Genomic DNA, 20,899 nt, shown 5'->3' on the forward strand with positions numbered 1-20,899 from the left:
CATGCCAGTCAATCCCGAGGTGGCGGGCCGCACTTACCCGCCGTCACCGCCGTATGTCGTGTCGCGCGCGAAGATCGCCGAGTTCGCCACGGCGGTCGGCGCCACCGATCAGGCCCACTTCGACCCGGCCGCGGCCAAGCAGCGCGGCTACGCGGACGTCATCGCGCCGCCGACCTTCGCGGTGCTGATCGCCCAGCAGGGCGAGGCCGCCGCGATGGTCGACCCCGAGGCCGGCATCGACTTCAGCCGCCTGGTGCACGGCGAGGAGTCGTTCACCCACCACCGTCCGCTGACCGCGGGCGACGAGGTGCAGGCGACCACCACCATCGAGAAGGTCCGGCAGGCCGGCGGCCACTCGATGGTGACGTTGGGCACGCAGTTGACCACCGCCGACGGCGAGGTCGTCACCGATACGACATCCGTGGTGGTGATTCGTGGTGAGTGACCTCCAGCCCGGCGACCAGATCCCGCCCCGCACCGTGCACGTCGTCCGCGCCACCCTGGTCCGCTACGCCGGGGCGAGCGGCGACTTCAACCCGATCCACTGGGACGAGCGCTTCGCCACCTCCGTCGGCCTGCCCGACGTCATCGCCCACGGCATGTGGACCATGGGCGCGGCCATCCAGCCGGTCGTGGACTGGCTCGGCGACGCGGGGCGGGTCACGTCATACGGCGTGCGGTTCAGCGCACCCGTCCCTGTGTCGTACGACGGGGGCGCCGACCTGCAGGTCGGCGGCACCGTGAAGGACGTCACCGACGACACCGCCACGATCGACATCACCGCCACCCACGGCGACGACAAGGTCCTGGTGCGTGCCCGCGCGACCGTGGCGCTGACGCCGAAGCCCGAGTCTGAGCCGGAATCCGAGCCGGAATCTGAGCCGGAGCTGCTGGCCTGATGCGCGAAGCCGACGGGGTCGAGCTGGCCCCGCTCACCACCATGCGCGTCGGCGGCCCGGCCGACCGGCTGGTCGTCGCCGAGTCCACCGACGAGATCGTCGACGTGGTGCGCGAGGTCGACGACGCGGACGAGCAGTTGCTGGTGATCTCCGGCGGGTCCAACCTGGTGATCGCCGACGACGGCTTCCGCGGCACGGTGCTGCGGATCGCGAACTCCGGCATCGAGGTCGAGTCCGCCGACGACTGCGGCGGCGTTCACGTGCGGGTCGCGTCGGGGGAGGAGTGGGACGACTTCGTCGCGCGCTGCTGCGTCGAGGGCTGGTCCGGCGTCGAGGGGTTGTCCGGCATACCCGGGCTGGCCGGTGCGACGCCGGTGCAGAACGTCGGCGCCTACGGTCAGGAGGTCGCGCAGACGATCGCGTCAGTGCGGGTGTTCGACCGGCAGGAGCAGCGGGTCGTCACCTTCGCCAACGCCGACTGCCAATTCGCTTACCGTCACTCGCTGTTCAAGGGCACACCGTTTCGCGGCGGCGGTCGCTACGTGGTGCTCGACGTGCTCTTCGCGCTGCGTCCGACGGAGTTGTCGCAGCCGGTCGGCTACGAGGCGCTGGCTCGCGGACTCGGTGTGGAGCTCGGCGCCCGCGTGCCGCTCGGCGACGCCCGCGACGCCGTGCTGGAGCAGCGTCGCCGTCGCGGCATGGTGCTCGACGCCGACGACCACGACACGTGGTCGTGCGGCTCGTTCTTCACCAACCCCATCATCAGCGGCAACGCGTTCGAGCAGCTGACGCTGGCTGCCGCCGACCGGTTCGGCGCCGACGCGCCACCGCTGCCGGGCTGGCCGACGGCGGGCACCGGGGTCAAGACGAGCGCCGCCTGGCTGATCCAGCACGCCGGCTTCGACAAGGGCTTCGGTATGCCGGGCCCGGCCGCGCTCTCCACCAAGCACCCGCTGGCGATCACCAACCGCGGCGATGCGAAGGCGGCCGACGTGGCCGCGCTGGCCCGGCAGGTCCGCGACGGGGTGCTCGAGGCGTTCGGGGTCGAGCTGGTCAACGAGCCGGTCTTCGTCGGCCACGAGCTGTAGCTCGCGCGAAAGTCTCCCCACCGGGCGGGTGCGGTGCGACCATGGAAGTCGGTCGCGGGCGCCGCGGCGGCGCATCGCGACCGGAGGAGGTCGCGATGATGCGCCTGGCCCAATACGCGTTGGCCTGCATCGCCCCGGCGGCGGTGCTGCTCGGCTGCGAGCGCGCGGCGCGGGTGATGAGCGGTGAGGCCGCCTGGCCGTGGCAGCCGCAACCCGTGCGCGGCAGGCGCGGCAGCGCGCCCGACCTGCCGGTGCGGCCGGTGCACGACATCGCCCAGCTCACCGCGGACCTGACCCGGCTCTACGCCGAGCTCGGTGTCCTGCGCACCTCCCGCGCGGCGGCGCGCGTGCACCGCCTCAAGGCGACCACGCTCGCCTACGACGACATGCTCGAAACCTGTTGTCGCTCCTTGCAACTGGACGATCTTCCGCCGCGCCCGTGGTCGGCGGTCGACCGGTTGGAGGTCGAGGCCAGCCTGGAGTCGGCCGGGCTGCGCTGGTGACCGCACACGCCGAGGCCACCCGGGCCGGGACCCGACCGGACCCTGGCGCCGACTGACGGCCCGTTTGTCGGCTGACGGTCCGATGCGGGCGTCACTCGCCGAGGAAGCCGTCAGTCGCGGGGGGGGGGGGGGGCGCTGCCGGCGGTCAGGCCGGGCGCGCGAGCCAGGCGTCGATGTCGCGCCGGGCGGCCGCCCGCACGTCGTCGGGCGCGAGTGACGCGTCGATGGACGACCGCGCGAGGCCGGCGAGTTCGGCGTCGGTGAAGTCGTGGTCGTCGCGTGCCGAGCGGTATTGATCGCCGAGCCGGTGCCCGAAGAGCAGCGGGTCGTCCGCGCCGAGCGCGACCTGCGCGCCGGCGTCGACCAGTCGCCGCAGCGGCACGTCGGCGGGGGTCGGGTAGACGCCGAGGGCGACGTTGGAGCCGGGGCAGACCTCGAGCGCGACGCCGGAGTCCACGACCCGCCGCAGCACCGCGTCCGACTCGGCCGAGCGCACCCCGTGGCCGAGCCGGGTCGGGTCGAGGGAGTCCAGCGTCTCGCTGACCGCCTGCGGCCCGAGCAGCTCACCCGCGTGTGGCACCCGCGCCAGACCGGCCTTGCCCGCGATCGCGAACGCGGGCGCGAAATCCGTTGTCGTGCCGCGACGTTCGTCGTTGGACAGGCCGAAGCCGATCACCTGTCCCGGCTGGTCGCCGGCGTGGTGCGCGGCGAGCCGGGCGAGCGTGCGCGCGTCCATCGGGTGCCGGAGCCGGGAGGCCGCCACGATCACCCCGACGCCGATCGGCAGGTCCTCACTCGCCGCCCGCGCCTCGTCGAGCACGATCTCCAGGGCGGGGGTGATGCCGCCCAGGCGGGCGGCATACGACGTCGGGTCGACCTGGAGCTCCAGCCAGCGCGAGCCCTCCGCCGCGTCGTCCTCGGCGGCCTCGCGGACGAGGCGCCGCAGGTCCGACTCGTCCTGCACGCAGGCGCGAGCTGCGTCATACAGGCGCTGGAAGCGGAACCACCCGCGCTCGTCCCTGGCCGACAGTTGCGGCGGCCAGCCGCCCTGCAGCAGCGCCTCGGGTAACCGCAGGCCGTGCTTGTCGGCGAGGTCGTGCAGGGTCGCGATCCGCATCGACCCGGTGAAGTGTAGGTGCAGGTGGGCCTTCGGCAGCGTCGTGACGTCACGCTCCCTTGTCCGCATACACCAGAACCTAGCGTCTCCGGCGCACACCGAGCTCGAGCGATATTGGCCAGTGCGACGACATGACGTGTTACTTCAGGCGCAGCTGCTGAGTGGCGGGATTGGCGGCGGCCGCGGCCGGATTCCCAGCAGTGCCAACCCAATTGCGGTAGGGCTGGGTGCGCGCGGCCGCTCCTGCAGTGCCGTTCAGGTCGAGCGCCAGGCCGCTGTAGCGGTTGACCAGCCGCAGGTTGCCGCGGTCGTCCGGCTGGAGGAACCACTGCTGCCCCGCGCTCGGTCCGGACGCCGTCGCCGTGCCGAGCGTGGCCGGCGCACCCCAGGCGCGACCGGCGGTGCTGCCGCTGTCGACGCCCAGCAGTTGACCCGACTGCAGGTTGCGCACGGTGTAGGCCCCGTCGCCGGTCGGCACGAACCGCCAGCGTGCCCGCGCCGTCCGGTCGCCGGTCGACACGACCGCCTGGTCGGTGCCCTTGCCCTGACTCAGCACACCACCGGATCGGGAAATCAACTGGTGCGGCTTGTCGGTCGCCACCGGCGCCGAGGCGGGGGCGGACGAGTCGATGGTGATTGTCGCGAAGTCACCGTCGGAGCCGCCGGCGCAGGCGATCGAGCAGTAGCTGCGGAAGGTCTTGCCGACGGTGTTGCCCTGCGTCTTGCTCACCGGGTCGATGAACCATCGATACCAGGAGCTGGTCCGGTAGGTCGGGCCGGTGTCACCGATCAGGGTCCACCGCGGGTTGGCCAGGTCGTCGGTGGCGTAGATCTTCTGCGGGGTGTCGTCGACCTGCCGCTCGGGCGTGCCGATGTACTTGCCGAGGTAGGCGTTCCAGGTGATGTTCAGGATGAACAGGTCGGAGTTCGGCGGCATCGTGCCGGCCGCCTGCTGCTGCTTCCAGGTGCCGGGATTCTGCGGGTCGTACTCCTTGGCCGGGTCGGTGTAACCGGTCGGTGACGTCTGCACCGAGACGACGTTGCTCTCCTTGCCGCCGACGCCCGGCTGCTGCCATGTGCCGTCGTAGTACTTCTGCCAGGATCCGGTCGCCATCTTGGCTGAGATCGAGGCCCGCGCGACGTGCTCGGTGAACCCGCCCCAGCTGCCGCCCTTGTCGACGATCCGCGAGCCGTAATAGACGTAGAAGTAGCCCGACTTCTGGTCCACGAACAGTCGTGGGTCCCCGTCGCCGTAGTAGTAGGTCTGCTGGGGGAAGGCGGCGAGGTCGTCGCGGTTGACGCTGTATGGCGAGCTCAGCGCCTGGCCCTTGATCTGCCAGGTTTTGCCCTGATCGGTGGACACCGCGTAGTCGATCGCGTCGTAGTGCAGCCCGTCGCCGAACGGCTGCGGGGTGAATTCGTTGTGCACCAGCCCGACCCAGTTGCCGGTGTCCGGGTCGACCCAGGTACCGACCAGGTCGCAGTAGTTGGCGAGGGCATAGCGGCTCGGCGCCGGCGCCCTGGTCGCGATCCGGCCGGTCGGGCCGTTCAGGCAGCGCCATACCGTGTTGTCGTTACGATCCTGCGGGTTGGCCGGGTCGGCCGAGGTGCTCAGCGGGACATCCTTGGCGGCGTTGTCCATGTCCGTGCCGCGGTAGAACTCCCACTCATGCGGGTCGTTCGCGCCATACAGCGCGGCGGACTGCTGGAAGTAGAACTGGCCGTTGCTGTCGATGAACGGGAACGCGGGGGTGTCGGTCGGGTAGCGGTACTGCCCGATGGTGCCCGTCGTGACGGTGTATGACGGCGCGGGCGCGGGTGCCGCCTGCGCGGCGGGCAAGGTGCCGGCGGCCAGCGCCAGCCCGGCCGAGCAGGCGCCGATGATGAGGAGGCGGTGACGGAGATCCATAGTCATCGAGATTAGGCCGTCCATGATGTTAGTTGACTGATAGCGATCAAAAACTTCAGCAAGAATCATCGGTGTGCGGCCTCGTCGGCGTCACTGTCGGCGCCACCCCGGGCGGCGGAACCTCCTGCGGTCGTTGCCGGTTGGCCTTGGTGACGGCCGGTCGCGTACACTCGCACTTCGGGTGGTTGACGACAACCAAGCTGAGTCATGTCCGCTTTCCAACCGGCGGACACCGGCCCAGCACTGAAGGGCACTAGCTCAATTGGCAGAGCACCGGTCTCCAAAACCGGGGGTTGGGGGTTCAAGTCCCTCGTGCCCTGCAAGACGCAGAACAACCGGCGGAAGTAAGGATCATCGTGAGCACGAGCACCGCGTCCAAGCGCGGCTCGGCCGAGGGCAAGGCGGCCTCGGGCGGCTTCTTCGCGAAGATCATCCTGTTCATCCGTCAGGTGATCGACGAGCTGCGCAAGGTGGTGCGGCCGACCCGCGACGAGTTGGTCAACTACACGCTCGCGCTGATCGTCTTCCTGGCGCTGATCATGGCGTTCGTGGTCGGGCTCGATCAGTTGATCGTGCGCCTGATCAGCTGGGTGTTCGGCTGACGCATCGGCACCACCCGTCGGATCCGCGTGATCCGACGGCACAACGGCGAGAGATATCAAGGGAAGCAGGGCAATGACAGGCGAGAGGACCTCCGAGCACCGCGTCGAGGACCCGCAGGAGCGGGACATCGAGGTGCAGACCGAGGACGCCCAGGCGCAGGCGTGGGACGCCGACCTGGAGGCCGAGGACGCACAGGACGCGGACGCGCTGGACCTTGCAGACGCGGACGAGCACCAGGCCGACGCCGACGACATGCTCGAGGGCATGGAGAACGACCTCGACATCGCCGACGGGGACAGCGACACCGAGCAGGCCGAGGGCGCGACCCGCGAGGGCGCCGACCCCGAGGACCCGGCCGAGATCGAGGCGATCAACCTCGACGGTGACGAGGCCGTGGACGCCGGCGACGCCGATGACGACGCGGCCGCCGCGCAGCTGGTCGCCGACGACCCGCAGGTCGACGCCGAGATCGCCGAGGCCGACGCCGACTCCGCCGCGGAGGCGGACGCCGAGCGCGACGAGGAAGAAGTCGACGGCGCCGAGACCGACGACGAGGCCGAGGCCGAGGTGGCCGGCGAGGCCGCCGACCTGGGCGAGGACGTCGCAGCCGACGACGAGGCTGCTTCGGAGGACGCCGAGGAGCCGGCGCTCACCGCCGAGGAGCAGCGCGCGGCGTTCATCGCCGACCTGAAGTCGCAGTTCGGTGACTGGTACGTCATCCACTCCTACGCCGGCTACGAGAAGCGGGTGAAGGCCAACCTGGAGACCCGCATCACCAGCCTCAACATGGAGGACTACATCTTCGGCGTCGAGGTGCCGATGGAGGAGTTCACCGAGATCAAGAACTCCCAGCGCAAGACCGGCACCCGCGTGCGGATGCCCGGCTACGTGCTGGTGCGGATGGACCTGACCGACGAGAGCTGGGGCGCGGTTCGCCATACCCCGGGCGTCACCGGCTTCGTGGGCAACGCCCACCAGCCGTCGCCGCTGTCGATCGACGAGGTCGTCACGATGCTCAACCCGGTCTTCGAGGACGCCACGACCGAGACCACCAGCGGTGCCGCCGCGGGTGCGCCGGCCGCCGCGTCGTCCGGGAAGTCCAGCGGGCCGGTCGACGTTGACTTCAGCGTGGGCGAGTCGGTCACCGTCATGGAGGGCCCCTTCGAGACGCTGCCCGCCACGATTTCCGAGATCAACACCGACACCCAGAAGCTCAAGGTGCTGGTCTCGATCTTCGGCCGGGAGACCCCGGTCGAGCTGGCCTTCAACCAGGTCGCCAAGATCTGAGCCGAAGGCTTCCACCCGCCCGCGAGGAATGCTCGTTCGGGCACCTGCAACCGGGTCATCGCCCACGGCGTAGGCCCACGGAAAAGGAACACCAAGAGATATGCCTCCCAAGAAGAAGGTCGCCGGCTTCATCAAGCTGCAGATCCAGGCCGGTCAGGCAACCCCTGCCCCGCCGGTTGGCCCCGCGCTCGGTCAGCACGGCGTCAACATCATGGAGTTCGTCAAGGCGTACAACGACGCCACGGCGGACAAGCGCGGCAATGTCATCCCGGTCGAGATCACGGTCTACGAAGACCGGTCCTTCACCTTCATTACCAAGACCCCGCCGGCCGCTGAGCTGATCAAGAAGGCAGCGGGCGTCGCCAAGGGCTCGGGCGAGCCGCACAAGACCAAGGTCGGCAAGCTGACCAAGGACCAGGTGCGCGAGATCGCCGAGATGAAGATGCAGGACCTCAACGCCGGCGACATCGACAACGCCGCGCGCATCATCGCCGGGACCGCCCGGTCGATGGGCATCGACGCGGAGGCCTGACGAAGGATGTAGCGGAGGTTGGGGGCGAGCGTGCGAGCACCCGGCCGAAGCGGAGTCCGAGGAAGGCCGACAAAGAAAACGGAGGCCTGACGAAGGATGTAGCGGAGGTTGGGGGCGAGCGTGCGAGCACCCGGCCGAAGCGGAGTCCGAGGAAGGCCGACAAAAGGCGCGGAGGCCTGAGCCTCCTCGTCATACCCGTGGAAGGGCTGCTTCAGCCCGCACAACCACAATCCCACTAGGAGAACCACATGAAGCACAGCAAGAACTACCGGGCTGCGGCCGAGCAGATCGACCGCGACAAGGTGTACGCCCCGCTGCAGGCGGTGCGCCTCGCCAAGTCCGGTGCCAAGACCAAGTACGACTCGACCGTCGAGGTGGCGTTCCGTCTCGGTGTCGACCCGCGCAAGGCCGACCAGATGGTGCGCGGCACCGTCAACCTGCCGCACGGCACCGGTAAGACCGCCCGCGTGCTGGTCTTCGCCAACGGTGACAAGGCTGCTGCGGCGGAGGCTGCCGGCGCCGACTTCGTCGGCTCGGACGACATGATCGACAAGGTTGCCGGTGGCTGGACCGACTTCGACGCGGTCGTTGCCACCCCGGACCTGATGGGCAAGGTCGGTCGCCTCGGTAAGGTGCTCGGCCCGCGTGGTCTGATGCCGAACCCGAAGACGGGCACGGTGACGATGGATGTCGCCAAGGCCGTCTCGGACATCAAGGGCGGCAAGATCGAGTTCCGCGTGGACAAGCACTCCAACCTGCACTTCATCATCGGCAAGGCGTCGTTCGACGAGAAGGCGCTGGTGGAGAACTACGCGGCAGCGCTCGAGGAGATCCTGCGTCTGAAGCCGGCCGCCGCCAAGGGTCGTTACATCTCCAAGGCGACGATGTCGACCACGATGGGCCCGGGCATCCCGCTCGACGCCTCGGTGACGCGCAACCTGCTGTCCGAGGACGCGGCTGCGACTCAGGAAGCCTGAGTTACGTTCTAGGTCAACACAATTCGGCCGCTCACCCCGTCAGGGGTGGGCGGCCGGTTTGTTCGGTATGGCGGTGCTCGGCTCGTGCCTGACCACGCGCCCGAGCATCTGCCGGCCCGGTCCCGTCGGTGCAGGTTTCATCCCGGGCCCGGGTTCCACCGGGGCCGACGAGTGCTGGTGCCGTGGATTGCTCACTCGGCTGGGCACGTATCGCTCCATGATGCTCGGCGCGAGCTTCGTGTGCATGGTTCGCCTCCTTCGGCCTCACCAGGACGCGGCATCAACCCGGAGCGATTCGTGGTTGGGTCATGCGCCACGACGTTCGTCGTCCGGGTGCGCTCGACGAGGGATGTGACGATCTCGATCATGTGATGGTGGGGCGTTGGTGGAACAGATGCAGCCCGTTATCCAGTCGGTGGTGCGGAAGAACGTACTTTCGGGTGCGTGATGCACTGCCCCGTTGTGCGCAGCAAGATCACGTGGTCACGCGCTGCGACCACGTCGCGATGGTTCGCCATGTCGCGGGCCGAGGATCCGGCGGCTCACCGCCGCAGCGGCGTCCGCGGCATTCCTTCCGGGTCGCACCGGTGGGCCGGGTCACGCGTTCGATTGAGACCGATCGTATTCCCGTTGTGCGATTTCGATCACATCGATGTGGGTTTCCGCCCAACTTTTCAACTGAGTGATTACGACGCTCAAGGACCTTCCGGATTCCGTCAGGTCGTAGTCAGTGCGAGGTGGAACCGAAGGTGTGACGGTCCGCACAACGAACCCGTCTCGCTCCAAGGCGCGCAGAGTCTGTGTGAGCATTTTCTCACTGATTCCCGCGATGTCCTTGGAGAGTTCTGAGTACCGCATCGATCTCTCGGATAGGCGGCTCATGATCAGCACCGCCCATTTATTGGAGATGCGCTCGAGAAGTTTCCGACTCGGGCAGCTTTCGAAATATGCGTTGAACTCTTCGATCTTCTCGGTTGCAAGGCGTCTCATGTGATAGGCACCATCCCTCCCCAGCAACGCACTTTGAAGTGCGCTCTTCCCCAGGGCCGTGAGCCTAGCAGATAGTTGCTGCGTGCCGACGCGGTCGAAAGAATCGTTTCGACTCCGCGGCACGGTGTGACGGATACCACAGCCAATAAGAGGGTGGATGAACAGATGATTACAGTAAGTGGGGCAACAGGAAACGTCGGTTCCGAGGTCGTTCGGATTCTCCGCGCGCAGGGCGTTTCGGTCGCTGGTCTGAGCCGGCAGGCGCATGCCGGCGAGCCGGACATGGCCTGGCGCGTTCTGGAGCCGGCTGACACCGGATCTGCTCGAGAGGCGTTGGAGGGCGCCGACAAATTGGCGCTGATCACCTCGGCCGGCGAGGACATGTTCGAGCGCGAAAGGGCCCTTGTGCAGGCAGCGGCGGACGCCGGAGTGAGCCACGTGGTGAAACTTTCCGGCCTGGGCGCCGGACCTGACGCGCCGATCAAGTTGCCGCAGCAGCATTTCAAGACCGAAGAGTTGATCAAGAGCCTGGGCCTGGTCTATACGTTCGTGCGGCCGAACCTGTTCATGCAAACGCTCCTGGCGTCGGCGCAGACCGTACGTGACAGCGGCACTCTGTACGCGCCTGCCGGCGACGGGGCGATCAGCTTCACCGATGTCAGGGACGTGGCCGCCGTGATCGCCGCCGCTCTCACTCAGACTGGACACGACAACGAGATCTACGAAATCACCGGTCCCGACGCGTTCACCTTCGCCCAGGTTGCCGCACTATTCAGCCAGGAGTTGGGCAAGGATGTCACGTTCGTCGACGTCGCACCCGACGATGCGCGAGAGGGGATGCTCAGCAGCGGGCTAAGTCCGTGGCTGGCAGACGCATTCGTCGAACTCTACGGGATCTACCGCGCCGGTTACGGGGCAGCGGTCTTGCCCGGACCCATCGAAAAGGTCACCGGACGGCCGGCAGCCAGCCTGACCACGTTCCTGCGCCAATTCGCTGGACAGTTCTAAGCCGCGCCGTAGTGGGGGGAAGTCGTGAATGTACTGCTCGTGGGCGACGCGTTCGCCGAGTTCGCCGTGTTGGATCGCGTATTGACAGTGGGGCAACTGGCGTCATTGTTGGATCACGGCGAGCCGGGCAGATTGCCCGAACGGGTGGTCGTCGGCGAAGGCGTGACCAGCGACGGACTGGAGGCGCTGCGGCGGCGGTCGCTCGAGCAGAACGCGAACATCGACTTTGTCGAGGCAACCTCACCTAGCGCGCGAACCGGGCAGGAGTTGTCGCACAAGCGAATCCAGCGAAACGTTTTGATTGGCGACCCGATTCGCGTCGATCAGAACCGCTTCCAGATGCAGCTGATCATCGATGGCGAGTGCGACATCATGGCCGACCACCGCACCGGCATGCACCTGCAGGGCATGGTGTTGACCGAGGCCGCGCGCCAGGCATTCCTCGCCGTCACTGAAAAATTCGTGCTGAGCGACTCCGCACCGGGGACGCACTACTTCGTGATTGACGCGATCACGATGACCTTTCTGCGGTTCGCTTTCCCAGTAGCGACGAGCATTACCGTCGATGTCGCGTCGTCGGCAGGCACCGGGGACGGCAGCCTGCGCGCAACCGTCGCAGTGTCGTTCGAGCAGGTCGGCGCCGAAGTCGCCAGGGCGCAAGTCCAGCACACGGCCGTGCCCACCAACCGTCTCGCACGGATCGAACGCGCCTTGGCCGCTTCGGTGCTGGGCAGGGCACTGGCCGATTCGACAGTGGCTGGGCGATCCCTACCGGCCCAAGCAACCGGTCCCCAGATGCCGCCAGCAGTGGGAGCAAGACATACTGACCGGAGTCGCCGAGATCCCGATGCTCGTCCTGTGCGTGCTGCTACCGCGGTGGGCAGGCAGGATCATCGGTCGTCGCGGACCATGGCCGCCTCTCCTATGGGGGATGGCAGTCCTAGCGGCCGCGTCGTTGCTACTCGCCCCGATAGGGTCGACCTCGGCATACCTGACCTGCGTCCCGGGCCTGTTGGCAATGGGGGTCGGCATCGCCCTAGCCGTCCCGGCAGTATCCGGCGCCGCGGTCACCGACGTTCCCCCCGCACTCACTGCCTCGGCGTCCGCAACATTGTCCGCCGCACGCCAAACTGGTGGAGTCCTCGGCGTCGCAGTCCTGGGAAGCGTGGTTGCCACCGACATCGAGTCCCGGATCGCAAGCGCCTTCTGTCTCATCGCCGCGGTCATCACAGCCGTCCTCATCCCAGCCGTCGTCCTGGACAGAAACAGCTCTCCAAACGTGTAGCTGAATGCTGTGGAAGGCTCTGCGTCCGGTTCGGTCGACACCGAGGTCTCCATGCCGGATGGAAGACTCAGAAGTAGTCGCGGATGTGTGTCGGCGTGCAGCAGAGCGCATCCCAGGCGGCGTCGTCGTTGCTCGGGCCCGACAGCAGGCCGGCCCGGCGCAGCTGAGCGCAGCGGAGCGCGCCGCCATACAGCGCCGCGAGACCGCGGGCGGTGAACGTCGGACCGTCGCCGGACTCTATTCTGCTGCAGGCGATTTGGCCGTCGCTGACTCCGAGCTGATAGCTGCCGTCGACGCCGTTGGCATATCCGCCGCTGACCTGGAACGGCAGGGTCGCGCTCAGGGCGCCGCTGGTCGCGCGCGCCTCGAACGCCGCCGCAACGTCGAGAATCGCCAGCATGTAACGGTGTTCGTCGACCACCTTGCCCGTCTCACCCGGGAGCACACTCATCACCGGATCGGGCAATGACGTCTCGACGCGCACCCGCCCCGCGACGGACGAGAAGCTGGCGAGCATTCGCCACAGGGCACGAGCCGCGTCCGGGGAGGCGGCGAGCAGGTCGAACACCTCGACGACGGCCACTGCCGGGTCGGCGCTGACACCGCGCTTCCACCAGGCGCAGCCGACCGGACCAGTGGCGTCCTCGGCGATCGTCACCGCCGTGACGTCGTCGAACATGCTCTCGGCGAAGATCGGCTCGGACGGTCCGCCGCGGGTGAGCGGGCCGAGCAGATCCGATGCCCAGGATGTGTAGAGCGCGCGGAGTGTATCGAGATCCGCAGGCGTGGCCCGGCGGAGTGAAATGCCTTCTGGTGGCCGAAGATTGGCCAGTTGACTACTCGTGAACTCCAGCGTGGTCAACGCGCCGACGAGCTCATAGCCGAACCGGCGATAGATGCCGGGTGCGGTCGGATAGAGCGTCGAGATGGGCTGGCCGACCTCCCGCGCCCGTGCGAATGCCGAGTCGAAAAGTGTTGACAGCAGGCCGATTCCGCGCTCTTCGGCACGCACGGTGACACCCGCGATGCCGAGTGTCGGGATGGTCCGCCCGTCCGGCAGGTGCGACTCGTAGTCGCGACAGCGCACCTTCGCGACCAGCGAATCATCTTGCCAGGCACCGAAACTCACACACCCCTTCGGAGGGTATGGCGCAGGCTCCGCCGGGGCAGGGGTGCCGATCGGACGCTCGCCGAACGCCTCGATCGACAGCCCGAGGTCGGCCTCCCGGTCGGCGGCGGTGAGCTGGCGGACGCTGATCGACATACCGCCAAACTACTCAGGGCTGAGCCGGCAGCGTCGCGCAGCCCGACGGCACGGTCTGACCGGCGAGCCGGCCCTTCATCCAGGTGAGCGCACCGGGCAGCCCTTCGAGGATGCCGGCGACGTGATGCAGGGCAGCCTTGTCACCGGTGGGGTCCGGCAGCCCGAACGGTCGGTAGGTCACGTTGGCGCCCTTGGCACACCAGTCGACGGCGAGCTGGCGCACCTGCGGGTGCGGCACCGTGCCGTCGCCGATGTCCGAGGTGACCAGCACCGGGGCAGCCGGTCGCGAGCGGCCGATCCGCTGCTCGTCGAGCACTTGCTTGGCGGCCGGGTTGGCCGCGATGATGTCGCTCATGCTCTTGCCACTGTTGGTCCACGAAGACGTCTTGCGGAAGGCGTAGGAGCCGATCGTGTCGCCGATGCACTGGGTCGAGATGTCCTGCAACGCGGCGCGGCCGGCGGCGTTGATGTTGGCGTCGACCACCGGGCGGATCTGCGGATAGGACTGGGCAAAACCGTTGAGGGAGTAGCCGATCACGCCGGCGATGAGATTGCCGTCGATGCCCTTCAGGGTCACGGCCAGGTCGGCGGGCGGGGCACCGGCATACGCGCCCTTGAGCGGCACATCGGGGGCGTAACCCGGCTGCAACTCGGCCGCCGAAGCAGCCGCGCCGCCACCCTGGCTGTAACCCCACGCACCGATCGGCGTAGTCGCCGGCACGCCGAGCGACCGCACCGCTCGGGCGGCGTCGAGTAGGGCATGCCCCTGGTCGACCCGGTTGACGTAGGTGTGCAGCCGGTCGGTGGCGCCGAGCCCGACATAGTCGGTCAGCGCGATCGAATAGCCCTGGTTGAGCAGCGTCGACATCTGAGTCATGTCGTAGTTGATGCCGAACGTGTTGCCGCCAGAACCGATCCCGAGCACGACCGGATGCTCCAAGCCGTATGACGGGGCACACTGATCACCCTGCCCGATGGTGCCGACCGCAAACGCCACGACCGGCCGAGGCCCGCTCCCGGTCCACGGCTTGGTCGATTGGATGAAGGCGCCGGTGACCGCGACCGGCTTCCCGGACGAGTCGATGGAGGAGTACATCATCCGAGTTGCCTTGCCAGGAAACACAACTGGCAGATTGACCGCGAGCGGCATCGGCTCGGAGCGGATCAGCGTGCCCGGTGCGGCCGGCACGCTCGCGGGCGCGTTGTAGAACGCGGGGATCTCGACGCCGCGCGAGGTCTCGGCGGAGGCGGGCGCGCTCAGTGAGAACGCAGCGGCGCCCACTGTGCCGAGTGCGACGGACGACGCGAGCAGCGATCGGGTGAACGGCGAACGGGCGGGCAGGCGCATGACGAATCCTTCACGGGTGTGTCCTGGAACACACTCAGGTTACTCACACGTAACCCGTAGGTGGACCTTTACGCCCGGCCGATCGGAGCGGACTCAGCCGCTGTAGACGGCCGACTCGCCATAGAGCGGGCCGGAGAAGGACGACAGGTAGGCGCTTTGATCGCCGCCGCGCAGGTCGTAGGTCAGAAACAGTCCGTAGCCGTCGCTCACCGTCCGCGTGGCGAACGACGCGGCCGTCAAAGACGGGGTCTCGGACAGTTTCACGGCCGCGGGGGAGAGCGCCGCCTTGCCTATGCCGGGCACGTTCGGCACCGAGTAGGTGCCGTAGATCGCGTTGCCGCACAGGTCGATCGACGGGCCGGCTTGCACGCCGTTGTAGGTGGTGCGGGAGGCTGCCGGCCCGTAGTAGTAGAAGCTGATGAGCTTCTCCGGCATCGCCCGACGCAGTGCGGTGATCAGCTGCACGAATGACGAGGCGTTGGGCTGCCCGGTGCCGCCCACGCCGTAGTCGGCGTACTCGTCGTCGAAGTCGATCCCGTCGAGTCCGTAGCGATCGACGATCGCGGCCAGCTGTTCGGCGAACGCCGACGCAGCCTGCTCGGTCGGGAAATTGCAGACGCCGGCGCCCTGATGGTTGCCGAGCACGGACAGCAGCACCTTGATGCCGCGCTGCTGCAGGGGGCGGATTTGAGTCGCGGCGTTGTCGAGCGTCGACTGCACCTGCGGGTTGCAATAGAGGTATGCCGCCCGGCCGTCGTAGTTGATGTTGGCGGCGAAGATCACCGCGACGTCGAAGAGCGGCGCCCCGCTGCGGGCGAGCGAGTAGCGACCGGCGTTGGCCAGTTCGTTGGAGTTGACCTCCACGTAACAGATCGTGCGCGGTCCGGACTTGGTGCCGGCGCCGCACGCGCGTGCGGAGGGCGCGGTGGCGACACTGCCGGCGAGGGCTATGCCGGGGACGGCGGCGAGCAGGGAGCGACGCGAGATGGCGAGGGGCACGGCGGCCTCCTTGGTGCGGGAACCGTTGGTGCCTCACCAGTGTACCGGTTTAGTAGTGCTGTGGGATCGGCCGAAGGATCAGGATTCGGTAAAAGGTCGTCGACCCAGGAAAGCTAGGTATGGCTCGTGGCCGTGAAGGCGCGTCAGTCCTCGTCGTATGCCGCGAGCAACCGGTCGGCCGCGGCGGTCGCGAGGAGCGAGCCGTCCAGCACCTCCTGGCGCACCTGCTCCCGGATCGCGGCCACCCCGGGGGAGTGGCGCAGGCGTTGCTCGAGCTCGTCGCGCACGAGCGCCCATGCGAAGTCGAGTTGCTGTTGGGCCCGCTTCGCGGCGAGTCCCTGCTCGCCGAGCGAATCCCGATGCCGCACAACGCGATCCCAGACCTCCTGGATGCCCTCTCCGGTGAGCGCCGAGCAGGTCAGGACGGGCGGGATCCAGTCGTCACCACTGCGCACGAGCCGCAGCGCGGCGAAGAGGTCCTTGGCTGCCGCCGACGCCTCGACCACCCGGTCGCCGTCGGCCTTGTTGACCGCGACCACGTCGGCGATCTCGAGGATGCCCTTCTTGATGCCCTGCAACTGGTCGCCGGTGCGCGCGAGGGTGAGGAAGAGGAAGGTGTCGACCATTCCGGCGACGGTCACCTCGGACTGCCCGACGCCCACGGTCTCCACCAGCACCACGTCGTAACCCGCGGCCTCGAGCACCGTCATCGCCTGCGCGGTCGCGCGGGCGACGCCGCCGAGAGTCCCCGCGGAGGGCGACGGCCTGATGAAAGCCCGGTGATCGGCCGCGAGCGTCGCCATCCGGGTCTTGTCGCCGAGCACCGACCCGCCGGTGCGCACACTTGACGGGTCGACGGCGAGCACGCCAACCCGGTGACCGGCTGCGGTGAGACGAGCGCCCAACGCTTCGATGAAGGTTGACTTGCCGACGCCCGGCACGCCCGAAATGCCCACTCGTACGACATCTTTCGAGGCGAGGGACGTCAGCTCGCCGATGAGTGCGCGAGCCGATGCGCGATGTCTCGGCAGCGACGACTCGACGAGGGTGATCGCCCGCGAGACCGAGGCGCGGTCACCGCGGCGCACACCATCGGCGAGCGCCCCGACGTCGACGGCGGGTCGTGCCATCAGGCCGCGCTCACTCGTGGTGCAACGACGCGGACAGGTCGTCGAGCAGTTCGAGCGCGGCGTCGGCGATCACCGTGCCGGGCAGGAACACCGCCGAAGCGCCCATGTCACGCAGGGTCGCCACGTCGTCGGGCGGTATGACGCCGCCGACGACGATGCGGATGTCCGGACGTCCACCGGCGGCCAGTGCGTCGCGCAGCGCGGGCACCAGCGTGAGGTGGCCGGCCGCGAGCGAGTTGACGCCGACGACGTGCACGTCGTTGTCGATCGCCTGCTGCGCGACCTCCTCCGGTGTCGCGAAGAGCGGACCCACGTCGACGTCGAACCCCATGTCGGCGAACGCGGTGACGATGACCTTCTGCCCGCGGTCGTGGCCGTCCTGACCCATCTTGGCGACCAGGATGCGCGGCCGGCGGCCCTCCTGCTGCTCGAAGCGGTCGGTCGCGTCGATCACCCGTTGCACGTTGCCGGCGCCGGCAGCCTCGTCGCGATACACACCCGAGATCGTACGGATCACCGCCTGGTGACGACCCCACACCTTCTCCAGCGCGTCGGAGATCTCACCGACCGTCGCGTGCGCCCGCGCGGCGTCGACGGCGAGCGCCAGCAGGTTGCCGTCCAGCCCCTGACCACCGCCGCGTTCGGCCGACGCGGTGAGCGCGGCAAGGGCCGAATCCACCTGGGCCTGATCACGATCGGCACGTAGCCGCTCCAGCTTGGCCAGCTGTGCGCTCAACACCGCGGCGTTGTCGACCTTGAGCACCTCCAGCGGGTCCTCGTCCGCCGGCCGGAAGGTGTTGACACCGATCACCTGCTGCACGCCCGCGTCGATGCGCGCCTGGGTGCGTGCGGCCGCCTCCTCGATGCGCAGCTTGGGGATGCCAGCCTCGATCGCCTTCGCCATGCCGCCGGCGCGCTCGACCTCCTGGATGTGCTCCCACGCGCGCTCGGCGAGATCGTGGGTCAGCCGCTCGACGTAGTAGGAGCCGCCCCACGGGTCGATGATCTGCGTGGTTCCGCTCTCCTGCTGCAGCAACAGCTGGGTGTTGCGGGCAATCCGCGCGGAAAAGTCGCTGGGCAACGCGATCGCCTCGTCGAGGGCGTTGGTGTGCAGTGACTGGGTGAGCCCCTGCGTCGCGGCCATCGCCTCGATGCAGGTGCGGCCGACGTTGTTGAAGACGTCCTGCGCAGTGAGCGACCAGCCGGAGGTCTGGCAGTGGGTGCGCAACGACTGCGACTTGGGGTTCTTCGGGTCGAAGTCGCCGACCAGACGCGACCACAGCAGTCGCCCGGCACGCATCTTGGCGACCTCCATGAAGAAGTTCATCCCGATCGCCCAGAAGAAGCTCAATCGCGGTGCGAATGCATCGATCTCGAGACCTGCGTCGCGGCCGGCGCGGAGATATTCGACACCGTCGGCGAGGGTGTAGGCCAGCTCCAGGTCAGCCGTCGCTCCGGCCTCCTGGATGTGATAGCCGGAGATGGAAATCGAGTTGAAGCGGGGCATGCGCGCCGCCGTGAAGGCGAAGATGTCGCTGATGATCCGCATCGAGGGCTCGGGCGGGTAGATGTAGGTGTTGCGCACCATGAACTCTTTGAGGATGTCGTTCTGGATCGTCCCCGCGAGCTGCTCCGGTTTCACCCCCTGCTCCTCGGCCGCGACGATGTAGAGGGCGAGCACCGGCAGCACCGCGCCGTTCATCGTCATCGAGACCGACATCCTGTCGAGCGGTATGCCGTCGAAAAGCGTTCTGGCATCGAGGATCGAGTCGATCGCGACTCCCGCCATACCGACGTCGCCGCGGACGCGTGGGTGGTCGGAGTCGTAGCCGCGGTGGGTGGCGAGGTCGAAGGCGACCGACAGGCCCTTCTGTCCCGCGGCGAGGTTGCGGCGATAGAAGGCGTTGGACTCCTCGGCGGTGGAGAAGCCGGCGTACTGCCGGATCGTCCACGGCTGGGTGGTGTACATCGTCGGGTAGGGCCCGCGCAGGTAGGGCAGCGCGCCGGGGAACGTGCCGGTCGGCAGGCCGTGCACGTCGTCCGGACCGTAGACCTGCTTGATCTCGATGCCCTCCGGCGACAGCCAGGGCTCCCCGGCGGCGACGGGCGTCTCCGCAGCGTCGGCCGACCACGGGATGTCGGCAAAAGACTTGGGAATGCTCATGATCCGAGCTCCTTCCGGACGCGACCCAGGAACGCGACGGCGTCGACCCCCATCGCGCAGCTGTCATCGACATCGAGGTCACCGGGCTTGCCCGCCACGATGACGTATGACGCGCCGGCCGCGCGCAGTGCACTGATCACCTGGGGGCCGGTCTCGGCGTAGGCGGCATCGGTGCCGGCGAGGCAGACCACCCGCTCACCGTCGTATGACGAGACGACCTCGTCCACCGACCCCGTCGCACCGACCGGTCGCACCTCGACGCCGCCCGCGGCGAACAGGTTGGCGGCGAACGTCGCACGGGCGGTGTGCTGCGCGACCGGGCCGAGGGTCGCCAGGAAAACCGGTGCGGCTGCTGGTGTTTCGCGCATGGCCTCGTAGTCGGCGTCATATGCAGCGACGTCCCAGCTGCCCGCGGGTCGCGGGCGGCGGTCCGGCAAAGTCTCACGCTGCTGCGGGAACTCGCTGACGCCGGTGATCGCGAGCTTCCGGGTCGCGACCTGCTTCCGGCGTTCGGCGGCCACCGCGGCGACCCGCTCGTCGATCGACCCGTCGGCCAGCGCAGCGGCGACTCCGCCCGCCGACTCGATGTGGGCCAACTCGGCCCATGCGGCAGCGGCCAGGTCGTGGGTGAACGCCTCGATCGCCGGTGCGCCCGCCGCGGGGTCGGCGACCCGTGCCACGTGCGACTCGCTGATCAGCAGGGACGAGACGTTGCGTGCGATGCGCCGCCCGAAGGCCTCGGGCAGGCCGAGCGCTGCGTCGAACGGCAAGACGGTCACCGCGTCGGCGCCGCCGGCGCCGGCGGCGAAGGCGGCGACCGTGCCGCGGAGCATGTTCACGTATGGGTCGTGCCGCGTCATCATCGGCCGCGATGTCACCGCGTGCACGTGCGCGCGGCCGGTCGTGCCGCTCTCCTTCAGCACTTTCGCCCAGAGCAGGCGGAGTGCGCGCAGCTTGGCGATCGTCGCGAACTGCTGATCGGTTGCGGCCACGCGGAATTCGACCAGTCGCACAGCCTCGTCCAGCGGCCGGCCGGCCGCGGTCAGCGCGCGCAGGTAGGCGACGCCGCAGGCCACGGCATACGCCAGCTCCTGGGCGTCGGAGGCGCCGCGGTCGTGCAGCAGGGTGCCGTCGGCGGTCAGCCCGAAGACCCCGGCGGCAGCCGCGAGGTCGGCGATCTCGGCGGCGACCTGCGCCGGGTCGGCGCCCGCCCCGATCGGATCCGCGCCGAGACTCGAGCCCGCCGGGGCCGGGCCGTCTGCGGCAGTGAGCAACTCGGTGTAGGCCCGCGCTGCACCCACCGGATCCTCCGGGCAGTCGAGCACGACCGGCGCGACGTCGAGCAGCACCTCACCGAGCAGTTGCGGCAACTGCTCGAGCGCAATGCCGGTGCGCCCCAGGCGGATCCACAGCGAGGTGGCGCCGCCCTCGAGTTCGGCGAGCACCTGCTCTGGGGTGGTCTGCGGGTCGTCGACCAGCGAGCGGATGTCCCAGTCGACGGCACCCCGGCCGTCGATCGCGGGATGCTGCGTCGCGTCGCCGGGCAGGCCGAGCGGCGTGACCTGGACACCGTCGAGGGTGGTGCGGGTCAGCGTGCGCCATACGGCGTCGTCAGGGTCGTTCTCGCCCAGTCGCCCGGCTTTGCGGAGCACGCCGGCGGCGGCGTGCTCCCACTCGCGGCGACCTGCGGAAGTGTCCGTGCTCACGTTCGCACCCTAGTCAGGGCGGATATTGCATGCAATTTCAGTCCGGTGGGTGACCGCGGCGTCCTGACGTGCCGACGGCGTGCCCGCCGG

General features: G+C 68.6%; 19 protein-coding genes, 1 tRNA gene and 1 pseudogene. 12 read left to right on the plus strand and 9 right to left on the minus strand.

Going from position 1 to position 20,899, the window contains the following annotated elements; all coding sequences use genetic code 11:
• Position 1: 1 nt before the first annotated feature.
• From HJ588_RS06655 to HJ588_RS06670, 4 genes are read left to right on the plus strand one after another with little or no spacing between them, the layout of a single operon-like run.
• Positions 2-445 (plus strand): FAS1-like dehydratase domain-containing protein, encoded by a 444-nt coding sequence (locus HJ588_RS06655; RefSeq protein WP_171153272.1) that lies wholly within the window; start codon positions 2-4, stop codon positions 443-445.
• A complete protein-coding gene (locus tag HJ588_RS06660) occupies positions 438-899 on the plus strand; it encodes a MaoC family dehydratase (RefSeq protein ID WP_343036620.1) in 462 nt (153 codons plus the stop codon). Before HJ588_RS06655 ends, HJ588_RS06660 begins: the two co-directional genes overlap by 8 nt.
• Complete coding sequence (locus HJ588_RS06665) at positions 899-1,987, plus strand: UDP-N-acetylmuramate dehydrogenase (RefSeq protein ID WP_171153277.1); 1,089 nt, start codon at positions 899-901, stop codon at positions 1,985-1,987. The genes HJ588_RS06660 and HJ588_RS06665 overlap by 1 nt, the downstream gene beginning before the upstream one ends.
• A 41-nt stretch (positions 1,988-2,028) precedes the next feature.
• Positions 2,029-2,490, plus strand: a complete 462-nt coding sequence (locus HJ588_RS06670; RefSeq protein ID WP_171153279.1) for a hypothetical protein — start codon at positions 2,029-2,031, stop codon at positions 2,488-2,490.
• Between the two features lie 145 nt (positions 2,491-2,635).
• Here HJ588_RS06670 and HJ588_RS06675 read toward each other — a convergent pair whose 3' ends face one another.
• Together HJ588_RS06675 and HJ588_RS06680 are read right to left on the minus strand one after the other, a co-directional pair.
• The gene (locus HJ588_RS06675; RefSeq protein ID WP_171153281.1) at positions 2,636-3,676 is read right to left on the minus strand and encodes an adenosine deaminase; all 1,041 of its coding nucleotides are present in this window, start codon (positions 3,674-3,676) and stop codon (positions 2,636-2,638) included.
• 70 nt (positions 3,677-3,746) lie between these two features.
• Positions 3,747-5,516: an RICIN domain-containing protein gene (locus HJ588_RS06680; protein ID WP_171153283.1), complete on the minus strand. Its 1,770-nt coding sequence runs from the start codon at positions 5,514-5,516 to the stop codon at positions 3,747-3,749.
• Between the two features lie 247 nt (positions 5,517-5,763).
• On the opposite strand from HJ588_RS06680, the gene HJ588_RS06685 reads away from it, so the two are divergent.
• The 5 genes from HJ588_RS06685 to rplA all read left to right on the plus strand — a co-directional run bounded on the left by HJ588_RS06685 (position 5,764) and on the right by rplA (position 8,915).
• Positions 5,764-5,836: transfer RNA gene (locus tag HJ588_RS06685), tRNA-Trp, on the plus strand.
• A gap of 36 nt (positions 5,837-5,872) precedes the next feature.
• Positions 5,873-6,118, plus strand: coding sequence for a preprotein translocase subunit SecE (gene secE, locus HJ588_RS06690; protein WP_171153285.1), 246 nt, complete (start codon positions 5,873-5,875; stop codon positions 6,116-6,118).
• Positions 6,119-6,479: 361 nt separating this feature from the next.
• The gene (gene nusG, locus HJ588_RS06695) at positions 6,480-7,406 is read left to right on the plus strand and encodes a transcription termination/antitermination protein NusG (RefSeq protein WP_425483545.1); all 927 of its coding nucleotides are present in this window, start codon (positions 6,480-6,482) and stop codon (positions 7,404-7,406) included.
• Between the two features lie 100 nt (positions 7,407-7,506).
• Entirely contained in the window at positions 7,507-7,938 is a 432-nt protein-coding gene (rplK, locus tag HJ588_RS06700) for a 50S ribosomal protein L11 (RefSeq protein ID WP_171153287.1), read from the plus strand.
• 248 nt (positions 7,939-8,186) lie between these two features.
• The gene (gene rplA, locus HJ588_RS06705) at positions 8,187-8,915 is read left to right on the plus strand and encodes a 50S ribosomal protein L1 (protein WP_171153290.1); all 729 of its coding nucleotides are present in this window, start codon (positions 8,187-8,189) and stop codon (positions 8,913-8,915) included.
• A 597-nt stretch (positions 8,916-9,512) separates the two neighbouring features.
• Here rplA and HJ588_RS06710 read toward each other — a convergent pair.
• A complete protein-coding gene (locus HJ588_RS06710; RefSeq protein ID WP_171153293.1) occupies positions 9,513-9,905 on the minus strand; it encodes a winged helix-turn-helix transcriptional regulator in 393 nt (130 codons plus the stop codon).
• 153 nt (positions 9,906-10,058) lie between these two features.
• On the opposite strand from HJ588_RS06710, the gene HJ588_RS06715 reads away from it, so the two are divergent.
• From HJ588_RS06715 to HJ588_RS20150, 3 genes and pseudogenes are all read left to right on the plus strand, one after another.
• On the plus strand, positions 10,059-10,913 hold the full coding sequence (locus HJ588_RS06715; protein WP_171153295.1) for an NmrA family NAD(P)-binding protein: 855 nt from the start codon (positions 10,059-10,061) through the stop codon (positions 10,911-10,913).
• 162 nt (positions 10,914-11,075) lie between these two features.
• Positions 11,076-11,522 (plus strand): annotated as a pseudogene (locus HJ588_RS20145) (AfsA-related hotdog domain-containing protein); the annotation flags it as partial.
• A gap of 238 nt (positions 11,523-11,760) precedes the next feature.
• Entirely contained in the window at positions 11,761-12,198 is a 438-nt protein-coding gene (locus HJ588_RS20150) for an MFS transporter (RefSeq protein WP_425483546.1), read from the plus strand.
• 67 nt (positions 12,199-12,265) lie between these two features.
• Here the strand turns inward: HJ588_RS20150 and HJ588_RS06730 are convergent, their stop codons facing one another.
• From HJ588_RS06730 to HJ588_RS06755, 6 genes are all read right to left on the minus strand, one after another.
• Positions 12,266-13,462 (minus strand): GNAT family N-acetyltransferase, encoded by a 1,197-nt coding sequence (locus tag HJ588_RS06730; RefSeq protein WP_171153297.1) that lies wholly within the window; start codon positions 13,460-13,462, stop codon positions 12,266-12,268.
• Positions 13,463-13,475: 13 nt separating this feature from the next.
• A complete protein-coding gene (locus HJ588_RS06735) occupies positions 13,476-14,810 on the minus strand; it encodes a lipase family protein (RefSeq protein ID WP_171153300.1) in 1,335 nt (444 codons plus the stop codon).
• Positions 14,811-14,903: 93 nt separating this feature from the next.
• Positions 14,904-15,809 carry an endo-beta-N-acetylglucosaminidase H gene (locus HJ588_RS06740; RefSeq protein WP_343036621.1) on the minus strand — a complete coding sequence of 302 codons (906 nt, stop codon included), beginning with the start codon at positions 15,807-15,809 and terminating at the stop codon, positions 14,904-14,906.
• Between the two features lie 143 nt (positions 15,810-15,952).
• On the minus strand, positions 15,953-16,939 hold the full coding sequence (gene meaB / locus HJ588_RS06745; RefSeq protein ID WP_171153302.1) for a methylmalonyl Co-A mutase-associated GTPase MeaB: 987 nt from the start codon (positions 16,937-16,939) through the stop codon (positions 15,953-15,955).
• A 10-nt stretch (positions 16,940-16,949) separates the two neighbouring features.
• Entirely contained in the window at positions 16,950-19,103 is a 2,154-nt protein-coding gene (gene scpA, locus HJ588_RS06750; protein ID WP_171153305.1) for a methylmalonyl-CoA mutase, read from the minus strand.
• Positions 19,100-20,809, minus strand: coding sequence for a methylmalonyl-CoA mutase family protein (locus tag HJ588_RS06755; protein ID WP_171153309.1), 1,710 nt, complete (start codon positions 20,807-20,809; stop codon positions 19,100-19,102). Before HJ588_RS06755 ends, scpA begins: the two co-directional genes overlap by 4 nt.
• Positions 20,810-20,899 lie beyond the last annotated feature (90 nt).

It is taken from the genome of Flexivirga aerilata, from assembly GCF_013002715.1.
Classification (GTDB): Bacteria; Actinomycetota; Actinomycetes; order Actinomycetales; family Dermatophilaceae; genus Flexivirga; species Flexivirga aerilata.

What these genes read in the sequence shown, in the direction of transcription:
- HJ588_RS06655 (WP_171153272.1), top strand. Translation starts at nt 2, where the DNA reads ATGCCAGTCAATCCCGAGGTGGCGGGCCGCACTTACCCGCCGTCACCG.
- HJ588_RS06665 (WP_171153277.1), top strand. Translation starts at nt 899, where the DNA reads ATGCGCGAAGCCGACGGGGTCGAGCTGGCCCCGCTCACCACCATGCGC.
- HJ588_RS06670 (WP_171153279.1), top strand. Translation starts at nt 2,029, where the DNA reads ATGGAAGTCGGTCGCGGGCGCCGCGGCGGCGCATCGCGACCGGAGGAG.
- HJ588_RS06675 (WP_171153281.1), bottom strand. Translation starts at nt 3,676, where the DNA reads ATGCGGACAAGGGAGCGTGACGTCACGACGCTGCCGAAGGCCCACCTG.
- HJ588_RS06680 (WP_171153283.1), bottom strand. Translation starts at nt 5,516, where the DNA reads ATGGATCTCCGTCACCGCCTCCTCATCATCGGCGCCTGCTCGGCCGGG.
- rplK (WP_171153287.1), top strand. Translation starts at nt 7,507, where the DNA reads ATGCCTCCCAAGAAGAAGGTCGCCGGCTTCATCAAGCTGCAGATCCAG.
- rplA (WP_171153290.1), top strand. Translation starts at nt 8,187, where the DNA reads ATGAAGCACAGCAAGAACTACCGGGCTGCGGCCGAGCAGATCGACCGC.
- HJ588_RS06710 (WP_171153293.1), bottom strand. Translation starts at nt 9,905, where the DNA reads ATGAGACGCCTTGCAACCGAGAAGATCGAAGAGTTCAACGCATATTTC.
- HJ588_RS20150 (WP_425483546.1), top strand. Translation starts at nt 11,761, where the DNA reads ATGCTCGTCCTGTGCGTGCTGCTACCGCGGTGGGCAGGCAGGATCATC.
- HJ588_RS06730 (WP_171153297.1), bottom strand. Translation starts at nt 13,462, where the DNA reads ATGTCGATCAGCGTCCGCCAGCTCACCGCCGCCGACCGGGAGGCCGAC.
- HJ588_RS06735 (WP_171153300.1), bottom strand. Translation starts at nt 14,810, where the DNA reads ATGCGCCTGCCCGCCCGTTCGCCGTTCACCCGATCGCTGCTCGCGTCG.
- meaB (WP_171153302.1), bottom strand. Translation starts at nt 16,939, where the DNA reads ATGGCACGACCCGCCGTCGACGTCGGGGCGCTCGCCGATGGTGTGCGC.
- scpA (WP_171153305.1), bottom strand. Translation starts at nt 19,103, where the DNA reads ATGAGCATTCCCAAGTCTTTTGCCGACATCCCGTGGTCGGCCGACGCT.